Source organism: Micromonospora parastrephiae (genome assembly GCF_016802865.1).
GTDB lineage: Bacteria > Actinomycetota > Actinomycetes > Mycobacteriales > Micromonosporaceae > Micromonospora > Micromonospora parastrephiae.
Genome location: NZ_JAEVHM010000044.1, coordinates 19,515 through 34,896, shown reverse-complemented (window position 1 = coordinate 34,896; position 15,382 = coordinate 19,515). Strand labels below are relative to the sequence as shown.

Genomic DNA, 15,382 nt, shown 5'->3' with positions numbered 1-15,382 from the left:
GGCGACCAGGCGCCGCCACGGCGACGGGCGCCTTCGGCGATCGCCTCGACCACGTCGTCGTACTCCAGCTCGGGCCAGTGCGCGCGGGCCGGCACCAGGCCGGCCGCGCGGGTGGCGCTGGCGACCAGGCGCCGCCACGGCGACGGGCGCCTTCGGCGATCGCCTCGACCACGTCGTCGTACTCCAGCTCGGGCCAGTGCGCGCGGGCCGGCACCAGGTGCAGCACCTCGCCGTCGCGGACCCCCTGCGGGAGCAGCGCCTGGGCGGTCGCCAGCAGCGCGCCGTCGGTACGGCGCAGCACCCAACCACCGTGCCGTTCGCCGTCGTCGGCGAGGCCCTCACCGGCGTGCCGGAGCACGTCGGGCAGCAGCTCGGCCAGGGGCACCTGCTCCGGCAGGGCGACGTCCACCCGTCGTTGCGGCGCGCTGATGGTGACGCGGGCCAGTCCGGTTGTCATCGACTGGTCTCCATATCGAGGGGGGTCGGAGGCTGCGCGGACGACAGGACTTTACCTACCATGAGCCAGGCTCGGGTTACCCAGCGCAGTCAGGAGGCCGAGTGTCCACCGTCGTCATCAAGCGCCCGCCCCGCCGGCCGGCGCCCGAGATCCCCGCCGGTGAGCTGCCGGTCGAGGCGCCGCCGGAGATCCCCGCGGTGACCGGTGGGCGGTGGCAGCAGATGCTCATGCTGCTGCCCATGCTGGGCGGCACGGTGGCGATGGCGATGATGTTCGGCCGGGGCGGCGGCGCCTACTCGTACGTGGTGGGCGGCATGTTCGGGCTGTCGTCGCTGGCGATGCTGGTGACCTCCTGGGGCAGCGCGTCGGGCACCCCGAAGAAGTCCGAGATGATGGCCGCCCGACGGGAGTACCTGCGGCACCTGGCGACGCTGCGCCGCCGGGTCCGGCAGACCGCCGGACGGCAGCGGGCCCTGCTCTACTACCGACACCCGGACCCCGGCCGACTGTGGTCGACGGTGGACAGCCACCGGGTGTGGGAACGCCGCCCCGCCGACCCGGACTTCGCGGTGGTACGCGTCGCGGTCGGCCCGCAGACCCTGGCCACCCCGCTCGTTCCACCGGTCACCCGGCCGTTGGAGGAGTTGGAGCCGATGACCGCCGGCGCGCTGCGCCGCTTCCTGGACGCGTACTCCGTGGTGCCGGACCTGCCGGTGGCGTTGTCGCTGCGCAGCTTCGCCCGGGTGCACGTGCGGACCGCCGGTCGTACCGGCGGCGCTCCGACGACCGGCGGCCCACCCACCGGCGATGCCGCGGCGCAGGCGCTGGTCCGGGCGGTGCTGACCCAGCTGGCCGTCTTCCACGCACCCGACGAGTTGCTCGTCGCGGTCTGCGCCGGGCCGGAACGGCGGGCCGGCTGGGAGTGGGTGAAATGGCTCCCGCACGCCCACCACCCCAGCCGCACCGATGCGCTCGGCCCGGTACGGCTGGTCGCCAGCTCCGCCGTCGAACTGGAGCGGCTGCTGAGCGACGTGCTGGCCAGCCGGTCCCGGTTCAGTCCGGTCGGTCCGGCCACCGACGGCCCGCACGTGGTGGTGGTCCTCGACGGCGGCGACCTGACCGGCGCCACCGACCTGACCGGTGACGGCGGCATCGACGCGGTCACCGTCCTGGACCTGGACACCCCGCCGCCGCGCCTGCTCGACCGGTACGCGCTGCTGCTGGAACTCAAGGGCCGGCGGCTGCACTCGTGGTCGATCGACGGGCACGCCGAGGTGGGCACGGCCGACCAGCTCGACCCGGCCGACGCCGAGGCGGTCGCCCGGCGGTTGGCGCCGCTGCGGCTGGCCGGCACGGCGCGCGGCCCGGACGCGCCGCTCCAGGCCGAGCTGGGGCTACCCGAGCTGCTCGGCCTCGGCGACCCGGAGAGCTTCACCGCCGAGCAGGGTTGGGTGCCCCGGTCGGCGCGGGACCGGCTGCGGGTGCCGATCGGGGTGGGCGCGGACGGCGGCGCCATCGAGCTGGATCTCAAGGAGTCCGCCCAGGACGGGATGGGCCCGCACGGCCTGCTCATCGGGGCCACCGGCTCGGGAAAATCCGAACTGCTCCGGACGCTGGTGCTGGGGTTGGCGGCCACGCACAGCTCGGAGCAGCTCAACTTCGTGCTGGTCGACTTCAAGGGCGGCGCCACCTTCGCGTCGTTCGACCGCCTGCCGCACACCGCAGCGGTGATCACCAACCTGGCCGACGCGCTGCCCCTGGTCGACCGGATGGTCGACGCGATCAACGGCGAGCTGGTCCGCAGGCAGGAACTGCTGCGACGCGCCGGCAACTTCGCCAGCGTGCGCGACTACGAGCGGGCGCGGGCCGCCGGCAGCCCGCTGGCCCCCCTGCCGTCGTTGCTGCTGATCTGCGACGAGTTCTCCGAGCTGCTCTCCGCCAAACCCGACTTCATCGACCTGTTCGTGCAGATCGGCCGACTGGGCCGCTCGCTCGGTGTGCACCTGCTGCTCGCCAGTCAACGCCTCGACGAGGGGCGGCTGCGCGGGCTGGACACCCACCTGTCGTACCGGATCGGGTTGCGGACCTTCTCCGCGTTGGAGTCCCGCACGGTGCTCGGGGTGCCGGACGCGCACGAGCTGCCCCGCTCGCCGGGCCACGGCTACCTGCGCGCCGGCACCGACCCGCTGGCCCGCTTCAAGGCCGCGTACGTGTCCGGTGCCGTCCGCCGTCGGACCGTGTCACCCGGCGCCACCGGTGGTGGCGGCGCCCGACTGCTCACCTTCACCACCCATGTCGTGCCGGTTCCCGAGCCGCCCACACCCGCCCTGCCCGCGGTGGCCGAGGACGAGAGTGGCCAGGAGACGCTGCTCGACCTGCTGGTCGACCGGCTCGTCGGGCAGGGCCCACCCGCCCACCAGGTGTGGCTCCCGCCGCTCGGCGAGCCACCGGCCCTGGACGAACTGCTGGGGCCGGTCGAGGTGGATCCGACGCGCGGGCTCGTCGTGGGCAATCCGGAGCTGCACGGCGCGCTCGGTGTGCCGGTAGCGATCGTGGACAGGCCGTTGGAGCAGCGCCGGGACCTGCTCTGGCTGGCGCTGGACGGCGCCGCCGGGCACGTCGCGGTGGTCGGCGCGCCGCAGAGCGGCAAGTCCACCGTGCTGCGCACGCTGATCTGCGCGCTGGCGCTCACCCACACCCCGGCCGAGGCGCAGGTCTACTGCCTCGACTTCGGCGGTGGTGGGCTGGCCGCCGTCCGCGACCTGCCGCACGTGGGCGGGGTGACCGGACGCGCCGACCCGACGGCGGTACGGCGCACCGTCGGCGAGATGACGAGCCTGCTGGCTGACCGGGAGCGCCGCTTCGCGGAGCTGGGCGTGGAGTCGATGGCGGCGTACCGGCAGCGCCGCGCGGCGGCGGCGACCGGCGGCCAGGCGGGAGCCGACCCGTTCGGCGACGTGTTCCTGGTGATCGACGGCTGGAGCACCGTCCGCGGCGAGTACGACGACCTGGAGCCGCTGATCACCGACCTCGCCACCCGCGGCCTGTCGTACGGGGTGCACGTCGTCGCCACCGCGCTGCGGTGGCTGGATTTCCGACCGGCGATCCGGGACCTGTTCGGGTCCCGGCTGGAACTGCGCCTCGGCGACCCGACCGATTCGCTGGTGGCCCGGCGGGCGGCCGCGAACGTGCCGGAGCGCCCCGGCCGGGGGGTGACCGCGGAGAGTCTGCACTTCCTCACCGCGCTGCCCCAACTCGTCGGCGACGGGGACACCGCCGGCCTGGTCAAGCGGATCGCCGGCAGCTGGGGCGGCCCTCCGGCACCCCGGGTGCGGCTGCTCCCGCCGGTGCTGCCGTACGCCGATCTGGATCTCGCCGCGACGACCGGGTTGCGGCTGCCGATCGGCATCGCCGAGGCGGACCTGCGCCCGGTGGTGCTCGACTTCGCCGCCGAGCCGCACCTCGTGGTCTTCGGGGACGCGGAGTGCGGCAAGTCGTCGTTCCTCCGCGCGTTGGCCACCTCGATCATCACCCGGTTCACTCCCGAGCAGGCCCGGGTGATCCTGGTCGACTACCGGCGCAGCCTGCTGGGCGCCATCGAGACGCCGCACCTGATCGGGTACGGCACCGCGGCGGCCCACACCGCCGACCTGGTCGAGTCGGCCGCCGGCTACCTGGAGCGGCGGGCTCCCGGCCCGGAGGTGACCCCGCAGCAGTTGCGCGACCGGTCCTGGTGGTCCGGGCCGGAGCTGTTCGTGCTGGTCGACGACTACGACCTGGTGGCGGCCGGCCCGGCGAACCCGTTGCGGGGGCTGGAGGAGCATCTGCCGCACGCCCGGGACGTGGGGCTGCACCTCGTGCTGGCGCGCCGCTCGGGCGGCGCGGGCCGGGCCCAGTACGAGCCGATCGTCCAGCGACTGCGGGAGCTCTCCACGGCCGGTCTGGTGATGGCCGGCAGCCCGGACGAGGGGGCGCTGGTGGGACCGGTCCGACCCGGTCCGCTGCCGCCGGGCCGTGGTCGGCTGGTCACCCGCCGGGAGGGTGTACGCCTCGTTCAGCTCGCCCAACTGCCGCCACTGTGACCTGTTCCCCCGGTTCTTCCCGTGACGGGTGGGGAAACCGGTAATCTCCGATCGTCATGGTTCCGTCGGGATGAATGGCTGAGGATGTGACTGGGGTTCGGCACAGCGGTCCGGCAGCGACCCGACGGGCGCTGCTCGGCCTGGCGGCGGTGCTCGCCGTGGCGGCCCCGACCGCGGCCGCCGCGCCCGTCGCCGTGCCCGCCACCGGCGGTCAGCTCGCCGCGCGCCGGTGGCGTTGGCCCCCGGCGACAGCGTGAGCCGCACCGACCAGGTCCGCGACGAGCAGTGGCAGCTCGACGAGTTGCGGGCCGACGAGGCCTGGCGCACCTCGACCGGGCGGGGCGTGACGGTGGCGGTGGTCGACTCCGGAGTGGACCCCAACCATCCCGACCTTGTCGGGCAGGTGTTGTCCGGCAACGACCTGGTGGGCCCCGCTGGCGGCGCCGGGCCGGATCCGGTGGGGCACGGCACCACGGTCGCCGGCCTGATCGCCGGGCGCAACGATGACAAGCACGGCGTGGTCGGGCTGGCACCGGACGCCCGGATCCTGCCGGTCCGGGTGCTCGACGAGAGGAACCGGTACGACGACGCCCTGATCGTCGCGCAGGGAGTCCGCTGGGCGGTCGACCACGGCGCCCGCGTGATCAATTTGTCGCTGGGTGGTAGCGGCGACAGCCCGGCCCTGGCCGCGGCCCTGGACTACGCGTTCGCCCGGGACGTGGTGGTGGTGGCCTGCACCGGCAACCTCGCCACCTCCACCGACCTGAAGGTCTGGTATCCGGCCCGCGAGCCGGGCGTGATCGCGGTTTCCGGGCTGGAGCGCAGCAGCGACAACCTGTGGTCCGGGTCGATCACCGGCCGGGCGACGGTGCTCACCGCCCCCGCCAACGGCCTGGTGGGCGCCCGTCCTCCCAGCGGGTACTGGCGGGTGCAGGGCACCAGCTTCGCCGCGCCGCTGGTGGCCGCCACCGCCGCGCTGGTCCGGTCGCGCTACCCGCAGATGTCCGCGGGTGATGTGGTCAACCGGCTGCTCGTCACCGCCCGGGACATCGGCCCGACCGGCCGGGACGACCGCTTCGGGTACGGCGTGGTGGACCCGGTCGCCGCGCTGACGGCGCAGGTGCCGCCGGTGGCCGCCAACCCGTTGGACGACCAGACCTCGCCGGGTGTGGTCGGCTTCGGTCCGGCCCCCGGCTCCGGCGACGACAGTCCGGTGGCCGGTGCGGGCAGCGACCCCCTCGGTCTCACCGTCCCCCGCCACCAGACCCGGTGGACGGCGCGTCCGGCGGGCGCGCAGGACGATTCGGCACCCGAACAGTTGTGGGTCGGCGCGGTGCTCTTCGTCGCCCTGGTGACGGGTACGGCGTTGATGGTGCGCCGGTTCCGGCAACGGGCCCGCTGACCCGGGGTCGTACCGGCAGGCCTGAGCGGGCCACGAGTGGGGTAGAACCGTCGCCATGAGCACGTCCGGCCCGCGCACCCTCGTCCCCGGTCGCCCGTCCTGGCAGCGCCGCCGCCTCGACCCGGATCATTCGCTGGGGTTGCGACTGACCCTGGCGGTGACGGCGGCGTTCCTGGTGCTGGTGCCGTTCTCGCTGCTGGCGCTGCTGGTCCTCGGGGCCTGGGCGCCGCTGCATCGGCTGGACACGTCGGTCACCGACGCGCTGCACGGCTACGCGCTCGACCATCCGGCCTGGGTCGCGCTGATGCGGGTCTGGAGTGAGGTGTTCGCGCCCATGCCCCTGCGGGTCGCCGCCCTGCTCCTGGTGATCTGGCTGCTGCGCCGGAAAGCCCGCCGGCTGGCCGCCTGGACGGCCACGACCCTGGTGGTCGGTGGGCTGATGGGTCCGTTGCTCAAGCTGCTCGTCGGCCGGGACCGGCCGGAGCTGCTCGACCCGGTGGCACGGGCCGCCGGCTATTCGTTCCCCTCCGGGCACGCGCTGAACGCGACCCTGGCCGCCGGGGTGCTGCTGCTGGTTTTCCTGCCGTACGCCGGGCGGGGGTTGTGGCGGGTCGTGTTGTGGGTCGTCGGGGTGCTGCTCACCGTGGTGACCGGGCTGAGCCGGGTGGCGTTGGGTGTGCACTTCACCAGCGACGTGGTCGGCGGCTGGCTGCTCGGTACGGCGGTGGTCGCGGCGACCACCGCCGCGTTCACCAACTGGCGGGCGCACGCCGGTCTGCGGCCGGTCCGACCGGCCCGGGAGGGCATCGCTCCCGAGGTCGAGCGGCACCCGGACGCGACCTGAGGCGTGCCGACGACGCCAGCAGGGTACTGGCCGGCTCATGTCCGACACCGTGGTCCAGATCGTCCGGCGGGTGCTGCTGCCGGTCTCCCTCCTGCTCGGCGTCATGGTGCTGCTGGGGGTACTCGTCACCCGGGTCTTCGACCGGACCTGGCCGTTCACCGTGGAGGACGCGGTGAATCGGGAGTTCGCCGCCGACCGCACCACCGGCTGGAACAGCGTCTCGCTGGTGTTCAGCACGCTGGCCAGCACCCAGCTGATCGTCGTGGTCACCGTGCTGGTGGCGCTGGCGCTGCGACTCTGGCTGAACCGTTGGCGGGAACCGTTGTTCCTGTGCGCGGCGGTGACCGCCCAGGCGCTGGTGTTCCTGCTGACCACCCTGGCCATCGACCGCCGGCGGCCTGCCGTGGACCACATGGATGTCTCGCCGCCCACGTCGAGCTTCCCGTCCGGGCACACCTCGGCGGCGGTGGCGCTCTACGTCGGTATCGCCGTGCTGATGGCGTTGCGGGCGCGCAGCACCGGCGCGAAGGTCACCTGGTGGACGCTGCTGCTGGTGGTGCCGCTCGGTGTGGCGCTGACCCGGATGTACCGGGGGATGCACCACCCGAGCGACGTGGTGGCGTCCTTCCTCAACGGCGGCACCTGCGTCGCGATCATGGCTCGTGCGGTGCTGGACCGAGGGCTGCGGTGGGGACGGGCGAAGCTGCCGGTCGCCGCGCCGGCCCGAACCTGACCCCGCGCGCCGCTCAGGTGCACTCGCCGGTGCCGACGCCCCGGGTGCGTTCGGCACGGCCAGCGCCACCGGGCGGGCCTCGGCGGCGGTCACCGCGAAACCGGTGTTGGGGTCGTCGGCCGCCGCCGCGAAGATGACGCCGAGCACCAGGCCGTTGGCGGAGACCAGCGGGCCGCCGGAGTTTCCGCTGCGGACCAGCGCCCGGATCGTGTAGATCTCCCGGGTGACGTCGCCGGAGGAGTAGATGTCCGGTCCGGTGATCCGGTCCACGTCGCGTACCCGCGCCGACTGCGCGTTGTACGGGCCGTCGAGCGGGAAGCCGAGCACGATCGCGTCGGAGCCGCTGCCCGCGTTGCCGGCCGCGAAGCGCAGCGACGGGCCGGGCATCCCGGGCACGTGCAGCACGGCCAGGTCCCGGTCCGGGTCGTACACGACCACCTGGCCGTCGTACCGCTCGCCGCCCAGCTCCACGGCCACCGACCGGGTGCCGGCCACCACGTGCGCGTTGGTCATCACCCGGTCGTCGGCGTACACGAAACCGGAGCCCTCGATGCGACGCGAGCAGCTGGGCGCGGAGCCCAGCACCTTGACCACCGACCGCTGCCCGTTGACCACGATCTGGGAGCCGGCCAACGCCGGGTCGGGTGGCTCGACCTGCCGGGCCCGGGTGGGCGCGAGGTCACCGAACACGTCCGGGAAGCCGTTGGTGTCGACGGTGTCCCGCAGCGCGGTGGAGAGCTGCTGGGCCTGGTCCGGCAGCACCCGGTCGACCACCGTGATGAGCGCGCTGTTGCGGACCGAGGCGGCCAGCCAGGGCAGCGAGGACGACCCGAGCGGCACCGCGACAAGCCATGCGACCAGCAGGACCGCGAACAGCGACACGAACGCGCCGCCGACGTCGTCGACCCGCCTTCCCACCTCACTGGTGATCGTCTTACGCAGGTGTGAACCGAGCCAACCGGCCAACGCCTGACCGAGCACGGCCAGCCCGAACACCGCCACCAGCGAAATCAGCACCCGGGTGCCACTGTCCACGAATTGTCGGGCCAGCAGGGGCCCGAGCTGGAGACCCAGCAGAGCGCCCAGGAAGAAGCCGGAGAACGACAGGATTCCGATGACGAAGCCCTGGCGGTATCCGCTGATCGCGAACACGAGCATGAGCAGCAACAGGACGAGATCCACGGCGGACACGGGTCCAGCGTACGGGCAGGACGCCCGCGAGATGACCATCGCTTGCGGAAGGTGACCGCGCGGTCAGCGCAGGGCCGTCTCGTCGATCTCGTCGGTGCCGGCCGACGGTGCCGGGGTCGCCCCGGTGGGAGGCAGCTCCACCACCCGGCCGCGTGGCCACGGGCGCGCCCAGCCGCCCATCTCCAGCAGGGTCGCCAGCACCCCGGCGGTGAAACCCCAGACGAGCATTCCGCGCGCCGAGAACGCCGGCCCGATCCAGCCGCTGGGATGGCGGACCCGCAGCCGGTTGGCCGGGTCGACCAGTTCGCTGACCGGCAGTCGTGCCACGTGCGCCACCTCGGCCGGTTCCCGGGGATGCACCGGGTGCGGGTCGTGCCACCAGGCCAGCACGGGGGTGACCACGAAGTCGCTGACCGGGATCCACAGTTTCGGCAGCTCGGCCAGCACGGTCACGCTGGACGGGTCGAGGCCGACCTCCTCGTTCGCCTCGCGCAGCGCGGTCGCACGGACGTCGGCGTCCTCCGGGTCGGCCGCGCCACCGGGAAAGGCCGGCTGGCCGGCGTGGTTGCGCAGGGTGGCGGCGCGTTGCAGGACCAGCACGTCCGGGCCGAGGCCGGGTTGCTCGCCGAGCAGCACCAGCACGGCGCTCTCCCGGCCGCCCTCGGCCGGTGTGGTCAGTCGGGTGAAGTCCTCGGCGCGGGCGGTGCCCAGCCGGGTCAGCAGCGGCTCGATCCAGTCGGGTGGTCGGCGGGTCACGCCGGCACCACCAGGCCGAGGTGCTGGCGGACCAGCTTGGCGAGTTGGGCGTCGTCGAGCGCCCCGCTGGCGTCCACGTGCCGGATCCGGCCCTGCACGTCGACGAAGAGGGTCAGCGGGAAGGCGTTGCGCTTCAGTTCCCGTTGCAGCGCGTCGCCCTGGTCGACCAGCATCGGGAACCGTACGCCGAAGTCCTCGCCGATGGACTGGGCGCCGCCCCGGCTGTCCTGAGTGTTGACCCCGACCACCTGGAGTCGGCCGGCGGCGCGCTCGCTGAGCCGCTGGAAGGCGGGCAGCTCCTTGCGGCACGGCCCGCACCAGGAGGCCCAGACGTTGATGACAGCCGGACCGGCCACATCCCGCAGAGCGACGGGGGCGCCGCCGGTGAAGCAGGTCAGGGTCAGCTCCGGCAGAGCCTCGCCGCCGGGTGCCGTCGACGTGCCGGAACCGGGCGTGGCAGGGCCCGTCGTGCCGGGCGACGGCGCGGTGGGGGGCCGTGCCGAGCGCGGCGCAGTCCCGGAACGGCGACGGGCGCTCGGCGGCGGCCGGAGCCGGCGCGGGGTCGTCAGCCGTGCCTGCGGTGCAGCCGGCGACGACCAGCACCAGCGGCAGTACGAGCAGGGCGAGGCGCCGGTTCACGGCACCTCCGGGGCGACCGCTTGGGCGGGCACCAGCTCCGGGTCGACCCCGGCCGCCACCGCGAGGTCACGCGCCCGGGGGCCCTTGAGCAGCTTGGCGGCGGCGGTCGGGTCGGTCGGGCCGGTGCCGTACGAGGGGCAGAGCTTCGCGAGCGTGCACGCGCCGCAGGCGGGCTTGCGGGCGTGGCAGACCCGTCGCCCGTGGAAGATGATCCGGTGCGACAGCATGGTCCAGTCGCGCTTGTCGTACAGCGCGCCGATGGCGTGCTCGATCTTGACCGGGTCGGTCTCGGTGGTCAGCCGCCACCGGTGGACCAGCCGCTGGAAATGCGTGTCGACGGTGATGCCCGGGACGTCGAAGGCGTTACCGAGGATGACGTTCGCGGTCTTGCGGCCGATCCCGGGCAGCGTCACCAGGTCGGCGAGCCGGCCGGGGACCCGGCCGTCGTACCGGTCGACGAGCGCCTGGCCGAGCTTGAGCAGCGAGTCGGTCTTGTTGCGGTAGAAGCCGGTGGGCCGGATCAGCTCCTCCATCTCGCCCCGGTCGGCCCCGGCGTACGCCGCCGCGGTCGGGTAGCGGGCGAAGAGTTTGGGGGTGACCTCGTTGACCTTCTTGTCCGTGCACTGGGCGGAGAGGATGGTCGCGACGGACAACTCCAGCGCGTTGGAGTGGTCCAGCTCGCAGTGCGCGTCGGGATGCGTCTCGGCCAGCACCCGGCCGATCTTGCGGGCACGGCGTTTGCGCCCGAGGTCGGTCTCGCTGGCACCGGGAGGGCTACTGGTCACGACGGTCAGCCTACGTCGCGCCCCGGACGTTCCTCCGCGGGTCAACCAGCGGTCGGCGCGCTGATCTTGCCCTGCGCGTCGAACCGGGCGCCGCCCTTCGGGAAGTCGGTACGGCTCAGCTCGGTGACCAGGCCGAGACCCCGGCCGTCGGGGTCCATCGTCGGCTTGCCGGCCGAGTTCATGTACGTCGAGGTGAACGAGCCGCCGGCCCAGCTCCCGTCCGGCTTGATCGACACCTTCAGCACCCCGCCCCAGCCGAGCCGGCCGGTGTTGCTCAGCGAGTTGCCGCCGCCGGCGAAGTTGCCCAGGCTGTACGCGATCAGGCGCCCCTGGTAGAACTCCATCCCCCGCAGCACGTGCGGCCCGTGCCCGACGATCAGGTCGGCGCCGGCGTCGATCATGGCGTGCGAGAACTTCACCGGGTCGCCCCGGTTTTCGCCCAGGAAAATCTCGGTGCCCGGCTTCACCCGGGTCTTCTCCGCTCCCTCGCCGCCCATGTGCACCTGCACCACGACCAGGTCGGCCATGGTGGCCGCCTTGGCGACCACCGCCTTGGCCGCGGCGATGTCGATCAGGCTGTTCGACCAGACGTACGACGAGAAGCCCGCGACGGCGACCTTGACGCCCTTGACGTCGACCACGGTGATCTGGTCCGGCGCACCGGTGTGCTTCAGGTCGTACTTCTCCAGGGCCTTCTGGGTGTTCTCGTAGCCCTTCGGCCCGTAGTCGTAGCCGTGGTTGTTGGCCTGGTTGAGCACGTCGAAACCGGCGTCGCGCAGGTGTGCCGCGTACTCCGGGGGTGCCCGGAACTGGAAGCAGCGGGTGGAGTTGGCCCCGCACTTGCCGGTGCCGGTGTCCACCGTCAGCGGCTCCTCCAGGTTGCCCATCACCAGGTCGGCCTTGAGCGCCTCGCTGACCGAGGCGAAGAAGCCCTTGCCGCCGCCGGCGGGCAGTCGGCTCGGCGCGTTGCCCATGATGATGTCGCCGGTGGCGGAGAGCGAGACGGCACCGCCCGCACCGCCCGTCGAGGCGCCGCCGCCGGCCTTCGGGCCGGCCGTGGTCACCGGCGCACCGGTGCCACCACCGGCACCCGGCTGCCAGACCGGCGCCTCACCGCGGGCGTCGGAGCAGCCGGCGACGAGCAGGGCGGCCAGCAGCGCGGCGAGGCCGAGGGCGACGCGGCGACGCGGGCGGGACGCGAGGGGGTGCGGGAGCATACATCGCCCGCGACCCTACCGGTCCGTAAACGCGCCGACGAGGGCCGATCGGTCGAATGTTCAGCTGGTCAGCCGCTCCGACCAGGGCACGACCGGCCGGTCGCCGCCGGCGAGCACCGCCGCGTGCACCGCGCGGGCCAGCGGAGCGCCCCAGGCGGAGCGCGGCCCGCCGTACGCGGCCTCCGGCCCGTCCACCGGGCAGAGCACGGTGACCGAGTCGGTCGGCGTGCCGGTGCCCGGCAAGGCCAGCTGCATGATCGCCTGGGCCTTCGCCTCGGTAGCGGTGGCCACCGCGTTGACCAGCGCCGAGTCGGCGAGCCGGGCCGGCACGTACACCACGATGTTGACCGTGCCGACACGCTGGGTGAGCGCGGTCGGGGCCGGCGCGGCGGCGAGCACCGGGATGCCGAGGCCGACCGTCACCCAGGCCCGCACGCCGGTGTCGGTCCGGCTCACCACCTCGGCCACGTCGACGCCGGTCAGCAGGCCCACCCCGGGCCCGTCGAGGGCCAGGTCCGCGGCGAGCGCCGCCAGGTGGGCGGCCGGATCGATCCGGTCGTACGACATCGGCACGGTCGCGTTCAGGACCCAGCGCCGCACCCCGATTCCACCGCCGAGCGGGCCGCTGCTGACCGCCCGCAGGGGTGCGCTGGCGCGCCAGACGAGCAACGGCACGTCCCGCCCTTCCTCGGCGCGACTGGTCAGAGTTGGCTCGCTCAGCACGTCGGGCAGGTTACGCCTACCGATCAAGATTCCAGGGCCGACCTCTGATTCATGCTCACGTGCGCCTAGACTTGGCGGCGCGCGAGGGGATCAGCGGACGGCGGACCCGGCCGACGGACGGCACGCGTAACCGGAGGTGCGCGATGGATGAGGTACTGGCCCGCAGCGGGATCTTCCAGGGTGTCGACCCGGAAGCTGCCGAGGCGCTTGCCAAGGAGATGGAGACGATCGAGGTCCGCAAGGGCGAGGTCGTCTTCAATGAGGGCGAGCCCGGCGACAGTCTCTATATCCTGCTGTCCGGGAAGATCAAGGTTGGCCGCCGCGCCGCGGACGGCCGGCAGAACCTGATCGCGGTGATGGGCCCGTCGGACATGGTCGGCGAGCTGTCGCTCTTCGACCCGGGTCCGCGTACGGCGACCGCCACCGCGGTGACGGACACCCGGCTCGTACGACTGCGCAAGCAGGCGCTGCGGCCGTGGCTGAACAACCGCCCGGAGATCGCCGAGCAACTGCTCCGGGTGCTCGCCCGACGGCTGCGCCGGACCAACGACTCGCTCGCCGACCTGATCTTCACGGACGTGCCGGGCCGGGTCGCGAAGAACCTGCTCCAGATGGCCGGTCGCTTCGGCACCCGCGACGGCGGTGTGCTGCGGGTGACCCACGACCTGACCCAGGAGGAGATCGCCCAGCTCGTCGGCGCCTCCCGGGAGACGGTCAACAAGGCCCTGGCCGACTTCGCCTCGCGCGGCTGGCTGCGGCTGGACGGCAAGAGCATCATCATTCTGGACCCGGAGCGCCTGGCCCGTCGCGCCCGCGTCTGAGTGGTACGTCGCGTCCCCGCTTTCCGTCACTGACGGGAAGCGGGGACGTTTCGTATGCCCGGCGCAGAATCGCTGGCTCTGAGCGACGCGAGCGTCGAGGGTGGGGCCATGATGAACAGGGTTGCAGTGCTGTCGGACATCCATGGCGTACTGCCCGCGCTGGAGGCCGTGCTGGCCGAGCCGGACGTCGCCGCCGCCGATCTGATCGTGCTGACCGGCGACATCGCTGCCGGCCCGCAGCCGGCCGAGGTGTTGGACGTGCTCGCCGACCTCGGTGATCGCGTCAGCTGGGTGGGCGGCAACGCCGACCGCGAGCTGGTCGAGGCGCGCTCCGGGCGTCAGGCGGCTCTTCCGGTCTCGAATTGGGCCGCGGGGCAGCTCCGCGACGATCAGGTGGCCCGGCTGGCCGCGCTGCCGGCGACGGTGACGGTCGAGATCGACGGCCTCGGGCCGACGCTGTTCTGCCACGCGACGCCCCGTGACGACGAGGAGGTCGTGCTCGTCGACTCACGGATGGCGCGCTGGGCGGAGGTGTTCGGAGGTCTCCCCGCCGAGGTCTCCACGGTGGTCTGCGGCCACACGCACATGCCCTTCACCCGGCTCGTCGACCGGCGCCTGGTGGTCAACCCGGGCAGCGTCGGCATGCCGTACGGGGGCGTGGGCGCGTGGTGGGCGCTGCTCGGGCCGGGCGTGCAGCTGCGCCGCACCGCTTTCGACGTGGACGCGGCGTGCGCCCGGGTGGCGACCGAGTCGACCTTTCCCGACGCCGCCGCCTGGGCCGACGAGTACCTGCGCTCCCAACACAGCGACGCCGACGCGCTCGTCGTCTTCGGCCCCCGCGACGGCCGCTGATGCGGCAGCCGGGGGTGTGGGTCAGCGTGCCTGTGGAGCTGAATCGTCTGCGACATCGGCCGACGCGACCACTGGAATCGATCACCGGAATCGAGCACCGATAGCGAGCACCATAGCGAGCACCCATAGCGAGCCAGCACCGTGCACCCGACCGCCGCGCCGCGCCGCTGCCGGCCCACCCCGTGCCTCCGCAGGGGCGACGACAGCCCCGGAAAAAGTCAGTCTTGACTGTTTGTTTCGTAGGCCGCAGGCTGTTCCCGTGTCCACCGCATCGACGCGCGTCCCTCAGCAGGAGCGCAGCCGCGCCACCCGGGCCCGGCTGCTGGAGGCGACCGTCGACTGCCTGATCGAGCACGGCTGGTCCGGCACCACCACCACCGTGGTCGCCGCCCGGGCCGGTGTGTCGCGTGGCGCCCAGCTGCACCACTACCCGACGAAGGCCGCACTGGTGACGGCCGCCGTGGGCCACCTGGCCGAGCGGCGGGCCGACGAGCTGCGCACCGAGGCCGAGGCGCTGCCAGCCGGCCCACAACGGTTGGACCGGGTGGTCGACCTGCTCGCTGCGGCGTTCACCGGGCCGCTCTTCGTGGCCGCGCTCGAGCTCTGGGTCGCCGCCCGCACGGATCGGGAGCTTCGGGACGCCCTGGTGCCGCTGGAGGCGACCGTCGGCCGGGAGATGCACCGCCTCACCGTTGCCCTGCTCGGCGTCGACGAGCGCCGACCCGGCGTCCGCGAAGCCGTGCAGGCCACCCTCGACCTGCTGCGCGGGCTCGGGGTGGCAAACCTGCTCAACGACGACTCGGCCCGCCGCACCGCCCTGCTGGTCACCTGGAAACGGCAACTCGCGACCCTGCTCACGCCCTGACCGCCGGCCCCGCCG

Annotated in this window: 11 protein-coding genes and 3 pseudogenes; 7 read left to right on the top strand and 7 right to left on the bottom strand. The window is 73.4% G+C overall.

Going from position 1 to position 15,382, the window contains the following annotated elements:
- On the bottom strand, nt 1-457 hold a 457-nt coding region (locus tag JNW91_RS12190; protein WP_238424828.1), incomplete at its 3' end, for an EsaB/YukD family protein.
- A 101-nt stretch (nt 458-558) separates the two neighbouring features.
- Here JNW91_RS12190 and eccCa point away from each other — a divergent pair.
- The 4 genes and pseudogenes from eccCa to JNW91_RS12165 all read left to right on the top strand — a co-directional run bounded on the left by eccCa (nt 559) and on the right by JNW91_RS12165 (nt 7,518).
- On the top strand, nt 559-4,539 hold the full coding sequence (gene eccCa, locus JNW91_RS12185; RefSeq protein WP_203174957.1) for a type VII secretion protein EccCa: 3,981 nt from the start codon (nt 559-561) through the stop codon (nt 4,537-4,539).
- Nucleotides 4,540-4,613: 74 nt separating this feature from the next.
- A pseudogene (gene mycP / locus JNW91_RS12175) lies at nt 4,614-5,941 on the top strand (type VII secretion-associated serine protease mycosin).
- A gap of 55 nt (nt 5,942-5,996) precedes the next feature.
- Nucleotides 5,997-6,785, top strand: a complete 789-nt coding sequence (locus JNW91_RS12170; RefSeq protein ID WP_203174954.1) for a phosphatase PAP2 family protein — start codon at nt 5,997-5,999, stop codon at nt 6,783-6,785.
- Nucleotides 6,786-6,822: 37 nt separating this feature from the next.
- Nucleotides 6,823-7,518, top strand: coding sequence for a phosphatase PAP2 family protein (locus JNW91_RS12165; RefSeq protein WP_203174953.1), 696 nt, complete (start codon nt 6,823-6,825; stop codon nt 7,516-7,518).
- A 13-nt stretch (nt 7,519-7,531) separates the two neighbouring features.
- Here the strand turns inward: JNW91_RS12165 and JNW91_RS12160 are convergent.
- The 6 genes and pseudogenes from JNW91_RS12160 to JNW91_RS12135 all read right to left on the bottom strand — a co-directional run bounded on the left by JNW91_RS12160 (nt 7,532) and on the right by JNW91_RS12135 (nt 12,829).
- Nucleotides 7,532-8,709: pseudogene (locus JNW91_RS12160) on the bottom strand (MarP family serine protease).
- 63 nt (nt 8,710-8,772) lie between these two features.
- Nucleotides 8,773-9,465, bottom strand: coding sequence for an NUDIX hydrolase (locus JNW91_RS12155; RefSeq protein ID WP_203174952.1), 693 nt, complete (start codon nt 9,463-9,465; stop codon nt 8,773-8,775).
- Nucleotides 9,462-10,104 (bottom strand): annotated as a pseudogene (locus tag JNW91_RS12150) (TlpA family protein disulfide reductase). Before JNW91_RS12150 ends, JNW91_RS12155 begins: the two are co-directional and overlap by 4 nt.
- Nucleotides 10,101-10,889, bottom strand: a complete 789-nt coding sequence (gene nth / locus JNW91_RS12145) for an endonuclease III (RefSeq protein WP_309244330.1) — start codon at nt 10,887-10,889, stop codon at nt 10,101-10,103. The pseudogene JNW91_RS12150 and the gene nth overlap by 4 nt, the downstream one beginning before the upstream one ends.
- A gap of 41 nt (nt 10,890-10,930) precedes the next feature.
- On the bottom strand, nt 10,931-12,106 hold the full coding sequence (locus JNW91_RS12140; RefSeq protein ID WP_203174950.1) for a CapA family protein: 1,176 nt from the start codon (nt 12,104-12,106) through the stop codon (nt 10,931-10,933).
- A 60-nt stretch (nt 12,107-12,166) separates the two neighbouring features.
- On the bottom strand, nt 12,167-12,829 hold the full coding sequence (locus JNW91_RS12135; RefSeq protein ID WP_203174949.1) for an adenosylcobinamide amidohydrolase: 663 nt from the start codon (nt 12,827-12,829) through the stop codon (nt 12,167-12,169).
- 143 nt (nt 12,830-12,972) lie between these two features.
- Here JNW91_RS12135 and JNW91_RS12130 point away from each other — a divergent pair, with 143 nt between their 5' ends.
- From JNW91_RS12130 to JNW91_RS12120, 3 genes are all read left to right on the top strand, one after another.
- The gene (locus JNW91_RS12130; RefSeq protein ID WP_007073398.1) at nt 12,973-13,650 is read left to right on the top strand and encodes a Crp/Fnr family transcriptional regulator; all 678 of its coding nucleotides are present in this window, start codon (nt 12,973-12,975) and stop codon (nt 13,648-13,650) included.
- A gap of 111 nt (nt 13,651-13,761) precedes the next feature.
- Nucleotides 13,762-14,502, top strand: a complete 741-nt coding sequence (locus JNW91_RS12125; RefSeq protein ID WP_238424827.1) for a metallophosphoesterase family protein — start codon at nt 13,762-13,764, stop codon at nt 14,500-14,502.
- Between the two features lie 259 nt (nt 14,503-14,761).
- Entirely contained in the window at nt 14,762-15,367 is a 606-nt protein-coding gene (locus JNW91_RS12120; RefSeq protein ID WP_203174947.1) for a TetR/AcrR family transcriptional regulator, read from the top strand.
- Nucleotides 15,368-15,382: the final 15 nt, after the last annotated feature.

Coding starts and splice junctions, on each gene's coding strand:
- JNW91_RS12170 (WP_203174954.1), top strand. CDS start 5,997: ATGAGCACGTCCGGCCCGCGCACCCTCGTCCCCGGTCGCCCGTCCTGG.
- JNW91_RS12165 (WP_203174953.1), top strand. CDS start 6,823: ATGTCCGACACCGTGGTCCAGATCGTCCGGCGGGTGCTGCTGCCGGTC.
- JNW91_RS12140 (WP_203174950.1), bottom strand. CDS start 12,106: ATGCTCCCGCACCCCCTCGCGTCCCGCCCGCGTCGCCGCGTCGCCCTC.
- JNW91_RS12130 (WP_007073398.1), top strand. CDS start 12,973: ATGGATGAGGTACTGGCCCGCAGCGGGATCTTCCAGGGTGTCGACCCG.
- JNW91_RS12125 (WP_238424827.1), top strand. CDS start 13,762: ATGAACAGGGTTGCAGTGCTGTCGGACATCCATGGCGTACTGCCCGCG.